The 12,858-nt window shown below is 32.6% G+C and carries 9 protein-coding genes and 1 pseudogene; 2 read left to right on the top strand and 8 right to left on the bottom strand.

Translation table 11 applies throughout. From position 1 onward, the window contains the following. A pseudogene (locus ONG78_RS07935) lies at positions 1-348 on the top strand (EamA family transporter); the annotation flags it as partial. A gap of 47 nt (positions 349-395) precedes the next feature. Further along, on the top strand, positions 396-1,703 hold the full coding sequence (locus ONG78_RS07930; protein ID WP_264377390.1) for a UDP-glucose dehydrogenase family protein: 1,308 nt from the start codon (positions 396-398) through the stop codon (positions 1,701-1,703). A 17-nt stretch (positions 1,704-1,720) separates the two neighbouring features. Here ONG78_RS07930 and ONG78_RS07925 read toward each other — a convergent pair whose 3' ends face one another. The 8 genes from ONG78_RS07925 to ONG78_RS07890 form a co-directional block, all read right to left on the bottom strand. Further along, complete coding sequence (locus ONG78_RS07925; protein WP_010405355.1) at positions 1,721-2,866, bottom strand: MFS transporter; 1,146 nt, start codon at positions 2,864-2,866, stop codon at positions 1,721-1,723. 127 nt (positions 2,867-2,993) lie between these two features. Then, positions 2,994-4,046 carry a threonine aldolase family protein gene (locus ONG78_RS07920; protein WP_264377389.1) on the bottom strand — a complete coding sequence of 351 codons (1,053 nt, stop codon included), beginning with the start codon at positions 4,044-4,046 and terminating at the stop codon, positions 2,994-2,996. Then, the gene (locus ONG78_RS07915; protein WP_006280069.1) at positions 4,043-5,092 is read right to left on the bottom strand and encodes a threonine aldolase family protein; all 1,050 of its coding nucleotides are present in this window, start codon (positions 5,090-5,092) and stop codon (positions 4,043-4,045) included. The genes ONG78_RS07920 and ONG78_RS07915 overlap by 4 nt, the downstream gene beginning before the upstream one ends. A 1-nt stretch (position 5,093) precedes the next feature. After that, positions 5,094-6,869 carry an ABC transporter ATP-binding protein gene (locus ONG78_RS07910; protein ID WP_108784045.1) on the bottom strand — a complete coding sequence of 592 codons (1,776 nt, stop codon included), beginning with the start codon at positions 6,867-6,869 and terminating at the stop codon, positions 5,094-5,096. After that, a complete protein-coding gene (locus tag ONG78_RS07905; RefSeq protein ID WP_214303434.1) occupies positions 6,870-7,859 on the bottom strand; it encodes a phytanoyl-CoA dioxygenase family protein in 990 nt (329 codons plus the stop codon). A 4-nt stretch (positions 7,860-7,863) separates the two neighbouring features. Continuing rightward, positions 7,864-9,540 carry a WG repeat-containing protein gene (locus tag ONG78_RS07900; protein ID WP_264377387.1) on the bottom strand — a complete coding sequence of 559 codons (1,677 nt, stop codon included), beginning with the start codon at positions 9,538-9,540 and terminating at the stop codon, positions 7,864-7,866. Beyond that, positions 9,501-11,828: a glycosyltransferase gene (locus tag ONG78_RS07895; protein WP_264377554.1), complete on the bottom strand. Its 2,328-nt coding sequence runs from the start codon at positions 11,826-11,828 to the stop codon at positions 9,501-9,503. Before ONG78_RS07895 ends, ONG78_RS07900 begins: the two co-directional genes overlap by 40 nt. Then, on the bottom strand, positions 11,785-12,738 hold the full coding sequence (locus ONG78_RS07890; RefSeq protein WP_264377555.1) for an NAD-dependent epimerase/dehydratase family protein: 954 nt from the start codon (positions 12,736-12,738) through the stop codon (positions 11,785-11,787). Before ONG78_RS07890 ends, ONG78_RS07895 begins: the two co-directional genes overlap by 44 nt. Between the last annotated feature and the right edge of the window lie 120 nt (positions 12,739-12,858).

Genomic DNA, 12,858 nt, shown 5'->3' with positions numbered 1-12,858 from the left:
TCAGCTCTAACGACAACTATTTTTTCTACTCCACCTTTGTTATTTTATTGGCATATGCCTTCCTTGTTGGAGTTAGTATTACTGCTGATTTTAGGAATAAGTTCAAACCTAATTCTGTTCTTCATGTTAAAAGCTTTTGCTCTTACTGATGCTACTGCACTTGCACCGTATAGATACATAGAGCTAATAATTTCTGCAATAGTAACATACGTTATATTTAATGAATTACCTGATAAAAGTGCTTTATATGGTACTTTGATATTAATACCATCAACCTTATTTATAGCTTATTCGGAAGGTAAGGCAATTAAGAAAAATAATGTAACAACAAAAGTTTATAATTGTTAATGGTATTTATTTTAGATGCTAAGCTATATTTTTAAGGTGATAATAAAATGCACATAACTATTATAGGAGTAGGGTATGTAGGCTTAGTATCTGGTACAATGTTATCGGAGCAGGGCCATAAAGTTGATTGCATTGACATAAATACTGAGAAGATTGAACTTTTGAAATCAGGGAAAATTCCTCTATATGAACCTGGATTAGCAGATTATTTAGAGAATAATATAAAGTCACAAAGAATAAGATTTTTCGATTCGTATTTTCAAATAAATCCCAATACAGAAGTAGTATTTATAACTGTAGATACTCCATCAGACTCCCTAGGAAATGCAAATTTAAAGAATGTATATAATGCAGTAAGTGAAGTTTCTGACAGAGTTAATCAAGATTGCTTAATAGTGATAAAGTCAACTGTTCCTCCTGGTACTGCAGAAAATATATATAATTATTTATCTAATAAGGGTTATAACTTTGATTTGGGGGTTAATCCAGAGTTTCTCAAGCAAGGCTCTGCAGTATCAGATTTTTTATACCCAGATAGGATAATAATAGGAGTAAAAACTAAGCTAGCTAGGGCAAAACTAGAAGTTATATATAAATCATTTATAGATAAGAATATTCCGTTAATAGTCACTGATACAGTTACTGCTGAAATGATTAAATATGCTTCTAATGCTTTTCTAGCAACAAAGGTTGCTTTTATCAATGAGATGGCAGGTTTATGTGAGCTATTAGGAGCAGACATTGACCTTTTAGCTAACAGTATGGGAATGGACCATAGAATAGGTAAGGAATTTCTCAAAGCTGGTCCAGGATTTGGAGGATCATGTTTTCCTAAGGATTTGTCAGCTTTATTAAGGCTTGCTGAAGACCACAATGTTAAGCTACAAATTTTAAATTCAGTTAAAGAATCTAACTATAATCATATAACAAACATTGCTAAAAAGGTAGAATATGTATTAAATGGAGTCCAAAATAAAAAAATAGCAATATGGGGGCTAACTTTTAAGTCTGGTACTGATGATGTAAGAAATAGCCCAGCTATAGATATTGCACAATTGTTAGTGAATAACAAGGCTAAAGTTACTGCATATGATCCAATGGGGATGGATAATGCTAGGCAAGTTCTAAAGGATATAGAGTACGCAGACAATGCTATAGGGGCTGCAAGGGACGCGGAAGCCTTGTTATTGTTAACGGAGTGGAAAGAATTTAAAAATCAAGATTTTGCAAGTTTAAAGAGTATTATGGCTGCACCTAATGTTTTTGATTTCCGTAATTTATTAGATAGCGAGCTATTACTAAGATATGGTTACCATGTTTATTCCTTGGGTAAAAAGTCTATCTACAAAGTTTAACTGTTGAGAAATTTTTTTTACACCGCTTTACTTAGTTTTTTTAGATCTTTGCTTGATAGTATGGAAAAGCAAACGAGTGCAACAACAGAGCAAATGGAAAAAAATGAAAACATAATACTGTTACCACAGTGCTTAACAAGTACTCCTAAGAGCACGCATGAAAATATTGAACTTGCAATATACCCAAATAATCCTGTTAAGCTTACAATTGCACATACATTATTTTGTGGAGCAATTTCTACAGCTATAACACCTGTCAGTACTTGCACTCCAAATATAAAGAATCCTGATAAGATTGCACCAAGGTTCATAAGAATTATGTTTTGACCAAAGTTCATTGCAATAAAAGTGAGTGCTATACCCAACATATAAAGTGATGCCAGCAAGCTTCTATTTTGAAAGAAGTACATATCACTAATTCTTCCTGTGATTAAAGTTCCAAGGATTCCACCTAAATCATATACGCCTGTTATTAGTGAGGATTGTACAAGAGAAATTTGTAATTTATTCTTTAAAATTATAGGAAACCAAAAGAAGATTCCCATTTTTATAATATAAGCACAAAAAGTAGCACAACATAGAAACCATATGGAACTTGTTACCTTGATACCTATTTGAGATTTCTGCACCTTATAATAGGTAGTAAAGTTGGCACTTTCTTTGTAATATGCCTTTAATATTATATAAATTCCAAAAAGTAAGCATAAGAAACCAGAGTACAAAAATGCACTTTTTGCATCATATATTTTAATTATACTTGGTAATACAATTAAAGTAATACAAGAACCAAGTTGCTGAGATGCGCTCATAACTCCCCATGATGATGCAATTGAAGAGATGCTAGAGTTTGTAACCATAAACTTGGTAATAGCTGGCCAACCTAACCCTTGTGTCCAAGCTAATAATATTAATGTTAACAGTAATAAAGTTAGATTATTATATGATAAAGTTATACCAATGGTTAATAATCCAGTTGCAATATTGCATAGCCCAAACATAAATAATGGATTATTTTTGGAGTCCATGATTATTCCATTAACAAATTTTGATACTCCATAAAAAAAAGAAAAGCAGGCAAAAAAATAGCTTAATTTTACATGGTCAGTATCTATTAACAGTGGTAGAGCAATTGGTATACTTTGTCTTGATAAATAAAGCAGCATATATCCACAGAAGAATAGTAAATATTGAAAGAAGACAAAGTTCACACCTATTCCCAAATAGCTCTATGCAGATGCTAGCATAATACTATATTGGTATAATATTGTTTGACAAGAAGTTTGCAAACAATTAGTGCAGAAAATTACTTAGTATCTTTCTTATAGCAGATACAGTAGTATTAATATCTTCATAGCTTATATCTCTATGTGTTATAGCTCTGATTTTACCTTTGATGTTAGCCATTCTAATTCCATAATTTGTCATTAGTACGTTTATTAATTCTTGAGTAGATATACAATTAGTACGTAATGAAAAATACGCTATATTAGTTTTATACAGGTCGATATCAATTATAACTTGATCTATGGAGTCTAGGCCTTCTATAAGGTGCTGCATTTTTTTATGATCTTCTTCTAAAGAATTTACATTATTACGTAGAGCATATAAACATGCAGCTGAAATAATGCCAGCTTGGTGCATACCTCCGCCAATTTGAAACTTATAGTACCAAGCTTTTTCAATAAACTCTTCACTTCCAAGCAATATTGCGCCCATTGGAGCACCTAATCCTTTACTAAAATCAATGAATACCGAATCAAAATAACTTGCATACTCCTTTGGAGATATTTTAGTATGAGCACAAGCGTTGAACAGTCTTGCTCCATCTAAATGAGTGAATACGTCATTCTCTTTGCAGAGACTTGAGATCTCTTGAATATATTCTAAAGGCCACACAGCTCCACCACCAAAATTTGTCGTTTGTTCGATAGAAACAAGCCCAACTCTCGGAATATTTCTTAAACTAGGACGAGTAATAAACTCAACAATTTGTTCTCCAGTAAATATTCCTCTCGTACCTTTGATGGGCAAAGGAGTGGCATGTGCTTGGGCTGCGATCAAGCCAGATTGTACTATGAGCGGATGTGAAGTTTCATCAAGCAGCAAGTAATCACCAGGTCTTTGAATGTGTACTTTATAAGCAATTACATTGGACATCGTTCCTGAAATCAAAAAGATTCCTGCAGGTTTACCTAATATTTTACATGCGGTTGCCACTAATTCGTTCACAGTTGGATCTTCACATGCAGCTTCGTTTCCAACTTTTGCTTTAGCCATCGCTTCCCTCATTTTAGCTGAAGGGTCAGTGTTTGAATCGCTAAAGAAATCTATTTTTACTCTCATATTAAATTTAACACAACCTCCTTTATAATTTCAGCAGCTTTCATGATGTCTGTTTCCTTTGTGCCAAGATGGGTAACTGCTCTTATATGAGACTCGAGCCAAGGAAAAAGCAATAAACCATAAGCTTGGCACTTACTCAAGAAAACCTCATTAGTTACATTTAGTGCTTTTATACTAAAGCTTACTATATTAGTTTCTGGATAAGGTAGTACCAGTTTTATGTGTGGAATTTCCTTAATCTTGTCTGCAAACAGTTTGGCGAGTTTATTGTCTTCTTTAAGCCTAGAAATATTGTTCTGTAGTACATACTTTGCTGCATTAGCACAATACCCTATCTGATGATAACCACTACCTAGCCAAACCTGTAGCTTTTTAGCCCTTTCAATTATCTCTCTTTTACCCATAAGCATTGAACCAAAAGGAGCTCCAAGTCCTTTGGTAAAAGAAAAGCTCATTGTATCCACATATTTAGCATAATCTGCTAAAGCAATATTTGTTTCGACATGAGCATTAAATATTCTTGCACCGTCTAAATGAAGATTTACATTGTGAGCTTTTAAAAAGTGATATAACTCGACTTGTTTTTCAAAAGGATAAATTTTACCATTAAACCCGTTTATACTATTTTCTATAGAAACAAGACTCACCTGAGCAAAAATTTTGTACCTTGGCTTAGAATTAATAGCATATTCTACTTCAGCAACATCTAAGATTCCGCTATTATTTCTAATACAATTAAATACGATATTATTTACTTTTGCATTGCCTGCGCTATCGAAAAAATTAACGTGATAATTATAATGAGTTATTAGTTCATCACCAGGACTTGTTTGACTGGCAATGGCTAATCTATTTGCAAGCATACCGCTGGTTGCAAATAATGCTTCTTCTACTTTGAATAATTGTTTGCAATATTCTGATAAGTCATTACAGCTTTTGTCTTCACCATAAGCAAAATCTCCAACAGTTGCATTACTTATTGCATGTATAACGTTGGAGCTCTGCAGAGTTGTAGTGTCACTTCTCAGATCAATAATTTTTTCCATCTTATTTTTTGCCATTCAAACAACCAATTTGAGCATTCCAAAGTTCCTTGTAAAGACCTTGCTTAGAAACTAATTCAGCGTGTTTACCATCTTGGACAATTTTCCCTTTGTTAAATACTAGAATTCGGTCCATGTGTAAAAGTGTAGAAATACGGTGTGCTATAGTAATCGTAGTTTTATTTTTCATCAATTTGAATAAACTCATTTGAATTGTTTTTTCTGTTATAGAATCTAACTGACTAGTTGGTTCATCGAGAAATAATATTGGAGCGTTTTTTAAAAATGCCCTTGCTATTATTATTCTTTGTCTTTCTCCTCCAGATAGCTTGATGCCTTTTTCTCCGACTGTAGTTCCATATTGATCTGGTAGAGTCATAATGAAATCGTGAATACCAGCCAGCTTTGCAGCTCTCATTATTTCTTCGATAGTAGATTGAAGTCTACCATATATGATGTTTGCTAAAATAGTATCATGAAATAACAATGGGTCTTGAGGTATTACAGATATTTGTTGCCTCAAAGAACTCTGTGTAACTTCTGATACTATTTGATTATCAATCTGTATATTACCTTTTTTAACATCAAATAGCCTTAGGATTAAGTTTATAAAAGTAGATTTACCACCTCCAGAATAACCAACTAGACCTACCTTTTCGCAAGGATTAATGGTAACTGAAAAATCTTGAAATAATGGCTCCTGGCCTTCATAAGAAAAAGAAACATTATTAAACGTTATTCTTCCACTTAATAAATTTAATTCTTTAGCATTTTCCTTATCTTGAATTTCTGGTACAGTAGTCAAGATTGGCAATGCATCTGAAACTTTGCCGAAATGAGTAGAAAATTGGGTAAGATTCCTAGTTAGATGGTTAAGAAACTCTATAATCGATATATTAATTCCAAGTACAAGAGCAATATCTCCTATTGCGATCTTGTTCAATTGATAATCATGAATTAAAAAATACAAGTTTACTGCTTGGAGTATATCGAATGAATAGCCATATATAAACCAAAGACAAAAGTATGCCCATTGTAATTTTCTCTCTGCAATAGTTCTTTTCTTGCATATTTGAAAAAATTTGTGTCTCTCATGTGCTTGCTGAGAAAATAACCTTACTGATATAACATTTAAAATACTATCTGCTATACTAGCTATTACTTTTGAATTTTGTTTAGAGTAATTATCAGCTAGTTCAGTAAGTACACGAAAGCTGAAAATCGAGACTAAAATAAAAATGCTTACCCAAGTGAATGTAGCGATTGCAAACTTTATGTTTACTAATGATAAGGTATAAATAGCTAAGACTAATGCTATACTGTAACCGAAAAAACAATCTATAAGCAATCTTATTAACTCTATCACACTATCCATTAAGCTACTGACCTTATGTACTAAGCTTCCAGATAAATTGTTCTGATAATAGGAATGGTCTTGTTGGAGTAGCCTACAAAAAGATATATCAGCTATTTTTTGACGCATTAAGGTAAACATTCGAATGTCAACAAAATAGCCATAGAATCTAAAAGCAGTAGTGATAAGTAATGCCATGCCAAGATAAGCGCTTACAGGTAATAAAAGATTTTCAATTACATTACCTTCCTGATATTTTACAGCTGTATCTAGAATATTTTTTACTAAATACTTTCTAAAAGACAAATCAACAGCTACCACCAGGGCAACTAAAGACATTATAAGTACATTAAGTTTGAATTTAGATACTATATTCAAGATGAACATCAATACACATTTGAAGCTATCAACTCTACTTCTGTTCATTTATAATGCTAGCTCCACTACGTTGACTTTTTTATTGAGAAATACAAGTAGTGAAAACCATAAATTTTTGTATATTTTTCCTGAGATGTCTCCAGCATCATGTAGTGCTGATGCTCGATTCAGAATAAGTAGCTTATATAAATCTCGCTTAGCCTCAGTAGTGTCGATCTCAGAAATATTTGTAGTTGTGTCTGTAATAAAGGCTAACCAGCTCTTGATAAGTTCTTCCATGTTTTTTGCTTTTACACTTTCCTGGTAGCCAAACAATGACAAGCATTCTCTCAGTACAGATTCTGTTAACTCACCACAATTGAGTATACCAAAAACTGAAGGCTGAGGTTTTGGCACATAGGGAAGATCTTGATCTTTTATAATCCACCTTGTTACATAAGCAAATCTATCTTTAGCATCTGTATTCTTATCACTACCATGCCATAACCGTGAATCAAAAACTATTGCATCTCCTGCTGAAATAGGTAATGACTTAATTTTGTAATTTTCCCGATTATTTGAGTACTGATCAAAAAAATATGGGTACCAAAAATCAACTAAAGGCTGTATTTCCCATTTATGACTGTTTTCTATAATTTGCAGTGCACCTGAAGTTTCACTTACATTATTCAAAGCTAACCAAACAGAAAAGTGGTAAGGATCATTGAAACTATAGGAGATGTCTTGATGGAAGGGAACTGCATCTATTAAATCAGCAGTTTTACATATAACATTTGATTTTTTCTGCAGTATCTGACACTGAAGTGACTTTTCAAGGTAATTTTTAATAATTTTATCTAATGCTTGAGAGATAATTCTAGTTACTCGAGATGACGTGCCCCATCTACCGGTACAGTTTAAGTAGTCAGAAGTTGAAACACTTAGTTCTTGGGATAGCTCTGATATCTTATTTGTTATATCACTTAAAGACTGAGTTATTAGCTTTAAAGGAACCAGATTTTTGATAATAAAAAAACCATTTTTTTGTAGTATTTCCATATGATTAACACCTGACATCAATGACTGATAAGTAATCTGTTAAAGGTACAACAGAAGAAATTTTGAATCCTTTTACTTGTTTGAGTATTTTTTCCCAATCGCTTAATGTTCTTAGTTTACCTCCTGTTTCAACCATTACATTAATATCTACAGAGCCTCCAGTTGGAGAGCGGTAATCTAAAATAGTTTCTATCAATAAAATACGAGATATTCCTTTGACCAATTTTAAATAAGATAATACTTTATCATCATCATAGTGCTGTAAAAAGCGGCAAAAGACACCTAATTCATAATTTGTAACTGATAGTTCTTCCTGAGTTATAAGTTTGACTTTTAAATTTTCTACTAACTGTCTTGGTACTTTATGTTCGTTATATAGGCCTATAGAACCTTTATTGTGTATATCAGAATAAGCAAGAAATAAAGAGTGTACACCAAATAGCAATATATTCTTAGCACCATCTATATTAATCCTAGAATTAAACTCTTTAGTATCAAATCTAGAATATCCTAGCAATGCTTGGTAAAACGCTATTTTCTTATCTTCTGATGCTTCTCTTTCCTTAAAAGATTCAAATGAAGAGATTGACTTCTGTTTTAGTATATCGGCAATCTTTAACCAATTCTTTTCAGCGGCAACTCTTGCCCACATCGTTGCTGCTTTTGGCAAAAATGGTATTTCCTTAAAACACTTACCTTTTGATGATAGTTGCCATAAGTCCTTGTCCTTATCGTAATCAATAAACCCTATTTCCCACAACGCCCTTAACAGCCTTTCTAGATTTGGTACGATAATGTTTAACTTTTTAGATAAAACTGGCATAGTTGCAGGTAAAATATTTAACAAATCAAGTTCAATAGCAACGCTTGTTAGGTAAGTTTTCCAAAAGGCTGAAAGTTCTGCAGAAATCCTATGCACTTGAGATTCTTTACCTAAATCAAAAATACTAAACTTTACATTTCCGGTAATATTGATTTGTCCTAACACACCTTCAAAAGTTTCAACCTTTGCCATGCCATTATAGAATGCTTCTACCATTTTAAATCTCTGCTGGTAAACAGGATCACCATTAATATCTATATGAAACCAACCATGTTGATCTTCTGCAATAGAATACCCTTTATGAAAAACATTAAGTTTTTTATACCATTTATTATGTACTAACTTTCCATGATGATTAATATGTGTAGCTTTGCCATCCTTATAGACTACAGCGATACCATCCTTAAAATCTCCAACATAATCATATTCCTCCTGATAAATCCTGTTGCCATTTAAATTAATATGAAAACATTTATCATGTCTTCTAACTACACAAGCATCTTCCTGATAATTTCCAATCCATTGATACGACTGTTTGTATACTCTACATCCAGATGAATCAATATGGTAACACCCTGTATCATCTTCTACGGCTGCTCTATTGAAGTAGAATCCAAAAGTTTTTAGAAATCTATGATGATAAACTGCTTCTCCTCTCACATTGATATGATAAGCACCTGTCTGATCATGAACCGGTGCAAGACCGGGCTCATGAAATTTACCAACCTTTATAAACCTATTTTCATACAAAGGATTTCCTAGTAATTCGTGAAAACTCTCACACGGTGAAATTTTAATAGATTTAAGATTATCTTTGATTAATTGATCAAAGGTTTTCTCATGTTGCATGTTTTGCATAATTTGTAATTTAAATAATTCTTTTGTAAGCTTAGGTACTCACTACTCTGCCATATTTCCTCGAGTTTAACCTCATTAACATTACCAAAATTTCCTAATGTCTTACGGAGTTCATCTGGAGCACAGCAAGGACTAAACTTTCCTTCATTGTTTATCCATGCTTCTTTACCTAAAAATGGGCATTGACCACCTGGAGCCAAATCCTTAATACCTTCTTGAGAAAGGATTGTGAAATTTTCTAATTTTATCTTTTTACCATTTGGCAATAGAATATTATCTCTAAGTTCGTATAACCTTCTCACCTCCGTGTTCCATCTACTAATTGCTAACTCATCTCTTCTCATAGATAGATCCTTAATTTCCTCAAAATGTGCCCAAAGATGATGTCCTTTAACTCTATCTATGCCGTTTTTTATGGCCATCTTAACTATGTCATAGAGTTCATGTAAATTACTTTCCAAAAATGTTAATTGTAAAGTAACGGTACACCTTTCACCTGTATCGCTAAAGTATTTATCTCTAACTTCAAGGAAAGTTTTTAAATTTTCTGTCACTACTTCCCATTTTGAACCTTTCATGATTCTTTCATGAGTTTCTTTAGTTGCCCCATTCCAGGAAATCTTAACATCAGATAAAATTGGTACCAATAGTTCAGCCCATTTTCTAGCTCCTTTAATAGGAAAAGAACCATTGGTTGTGAGGTTAAGCTTAAGGTTGAACTCATGGCACAAATTGATTATTTCATCAAAGCTTTTATACATTAAAGGCTCACCCATAGTAGAAGGAATGATTTCCCTTAAAGGTGTTCCAGCTGCTTCCTTAATTACTTTTCTGATAGTTTCTATCGACAGTATCTTAGGTTTTATTCCTTTAGCTTTCTTTTCTTCTTTAACTTTGCTGTATGGTGAAAAACATTCGCACATTATACAAGCAAAATTGCAGTAATCTGGATTAGTATCAAAAGTAATTCTCCAAGGACCGGGTTTAACAGCTACTGATTTGCCTTTCTTTTCAATAGCATTACGGTAAATCTTGTTAAGTTTTTCAGTATGCTCACTTATAGAAGGTATATTTCCATTTTCAGTATAAGGATAGCCTTTTTGGGTAAGTTTATTGTATAACTCCTGATTTGTAGATAGGACTTGCATTTTTTCTGATAAACTACTTGCATCTCTGTGCTTAAACAATAGTCCATCTCTTACATATTCTGCCATGCCACCATAATCGGCTGTTATAACTGGTATTCTAAGTTGCTGTGCTTCATGTATTACTAACGGTGAATTTTCACCCCAAATTGAAGGAACGACTATTGCATCGACTTTATTAAATACGTCAGTAACTATATTCTTATTATCATAACTTCCCATCCATTCTATTCTTTCTTTAACAACAGGTGAAAACTGATCGGCAATCGCTTTTAAGGCTTTAGTTTCTTCTCTTGCTGCTCCCCAAATTCTAAGTTTTACTTTAGATGATAAGTGAGAAAAAGCTTTCAATAATAGATCAATACCTTTTTCGGGAGTATGAGTACCAATATAACCGAAAATAAACTCTTTTTCTTGTGCTCTATTTCTATTCTTAAGACGATTGAGATCAAAACCATAATCAAGATAAGAAATTTTGTTTATCGGAACATTAAAATCCTGAGTAAATTTGTCCATCAAGAATTTCGATGGGGAAATAAAGTAATCTATATAGTCTATTATTTTCCTTGTGTGCTTCATTCTAGTTGCAACCCATTGTTCCCAATAATTTATGTCTAAATTCAGGAATTCTTTATCTCCTGTAAAATATCCTTTGTAACATTGGGTTGCACATTTTTGATCCTTTTGTCCATCACAAAGCCGTAACAAATCTTCAGAATTGCGTTGAATAAACCTTCCTCTTGGACACATTAACCAAAAGTCATGTAGCGTAAAAATTGTAGGTATATTTTCTTTAAAAGCAATTTCTGGTAAAGTAATTGATAGATGATTAAGATGACCAAAATGTATAAGATCTGGCTGAAAGTTATCTATTACTCTTTTAAATTGTATATCTACTTCTTCATTGATAAATTTGTAACGATATTTAGCTATGGGTATATTAATTAAATGCAGTAAGATTCTGGAATCACTACGATCTAGGACTGTAGTGTAATAAAAATCAGGTAAAAAGCTATTTTCATACCTAGTAAATACTTGTACCTCATTGTTATTTGCTAGTTCATGAGCAAGAGTTTGGCTATAAACCTCTGAACCAGCACTATAATAAGGAGGGTAACCATGAATAACTTTTAATATTTTCATATATTACCATATCTATATTGTTAGGATATTGTTGTGTATTGTTTTGTAGACTTTTTATAAATTTACTTAATCCTACTTCTAATGAATGTTTTGGAGACCAACCAAGTAGCTCTTTAGCTCTAGTAAAATCACCATGGAACTTAGTTACATCAAAATTTCTTGGAGGATAAAAATCAATTCTAGAATCACTTTTCGTGACTTTTAATATTGTTTTTGCTAAGTTTTCTAAAGTACATGGGCTATTAGTAGTAAGATGAATAGCAGGAAGAGAAGATTTTTCGCTTTGTAAATATTGAACAGTTAAGCATATACCCTCTATAACATCATCCAAATAGGTAAAATCAAAAACACATTCTTTACCTTCTATTTTAATTGGATCACCTCTTAATGCATTAATACAGAGTGCAGGAATTACTCTACTGTTATGATCTAGTAAACCACCGTATACATTTGAAAAGCGTAATATTGCTACATTAAAATCTTTTGAACTTGTTATTTGTTCCTCAATAAATGCTTTACCTTTTGCATAATTATTTATTGGATCGATACTAGCAGATTCTGTAACTGGCAGTTCCTTCTGCTCTCCATAGACTTCCCTACTACTTGCATATATAAACCATGGTTTATTTGAAAGTGACTTACATAACCCTAAAAACTGCATTGTACCATCAACATTAATTTTTCTACACAGTTCAGGATAAAGTTCACCATGTATAACTCGAGAAATTGCAGCCAGATGAATAATTCCTGTACACTTAGCAAGTAGTGGTACTATATCTTCTGAAAAAAAACTGAGTGGATTGTTGTGAAACCTAATATCACAGCTTATTACTTCATGGCCCTGGTTTTCTAACTTTTTCACCAAGGTTGACCCTATCAAACCTGCAGCACCTGTTATTAATATCCCCATGTATACCCTCTCACTACAACTAGGAAAATTTGTCGTACCAATTATCTTACAAGTAAGAATCAAAAGGTATTATAAAACCAGTATAAAACAAATGTCAACTTAAATTAATGAATAAGAAAA

This window comes from Wolbachia endosymbiont (group B) of Philonthus cognatus (assembly GCF_947179345.1).
Lineage (GTDB): Bacteria > Pseudomonadota > Alphaproteobacteria > Rickettsiales > Anaplasmataceae > Wolbachia.
This window is presented reverse-complemented; position numbering and strand designations above follow the sequence as displayed.

What these genes read in the sequence shown, in the direction of transcription:
- ONG78_RS07930 (WP_264377390.1), top strand. Translation starts at nt 396, where the DNA reads ATGCACATAACTATTATAGGAGTAGGGTATGTAGGCTTAGTATCTGGT.
- ONG78_RS07925 (WP_010405355.1), bottom strand. Translation starts at nt 2,866, where the DNA reads ATGCTGCTTTATTTATCAAGACAAAGTATACCAATTGCTCTACCACTG.
- ONG78_RS07920 (WP_264377389.1), bottom strand. Translation starts at nt 4,046, where the DNA reads ATGAGAGTAAAAATAGATTTCTTTAGCGATTCAAACACTGACCCTTCA.
- ONG78_RS07915 (WP_006280069.1), bottom strand. Translation starts at nt 5,092, where the DNA reads ATGGAAAAAATTATTGATCTGAGAAGTGACACTACAACTCTGCAGAGC.
- ONG78_RS07910 (WP_108784045.1), bottom strand. Translation starts at nt 6,869, where the DNA reads ATGAACAGAAGTAGAGTTGATAGCTTCAAATGTGTATTGATGTTCATC.
- ONG78_RS07905 (WP_214303434.1), bottom strand. Translation starts at nt 7,859, where the DNA reads ATGGAAATACTACAAAAAAATGGTTTTTTTATTATCAAAAATCTGGTT.
- ONG78_RS07900 (WP_264377387.1), bottom strand. Translation starts at nt 9,540, where the DNA reads ATGCAAAACATGCAACATGAGAAAACCTTTGATCAATTAATCAAAGAT.
- ONG78_RS07895 (WP_264377554.1), bottom strand. Translation starts at nt 11,828, where the DNA reads ATGAAAATATTAAAAGTTATTCATGGTTACCCTCCTTATTATAGTGCT.
- ONG78_RS07890 (WP_264377555.1), bottom strand. Translation starts at nt 12,738, where the DNA reads ATGGGGATATTAATAACAGGTGCTGCAGGTTTGATAGGGTCAACCTTG.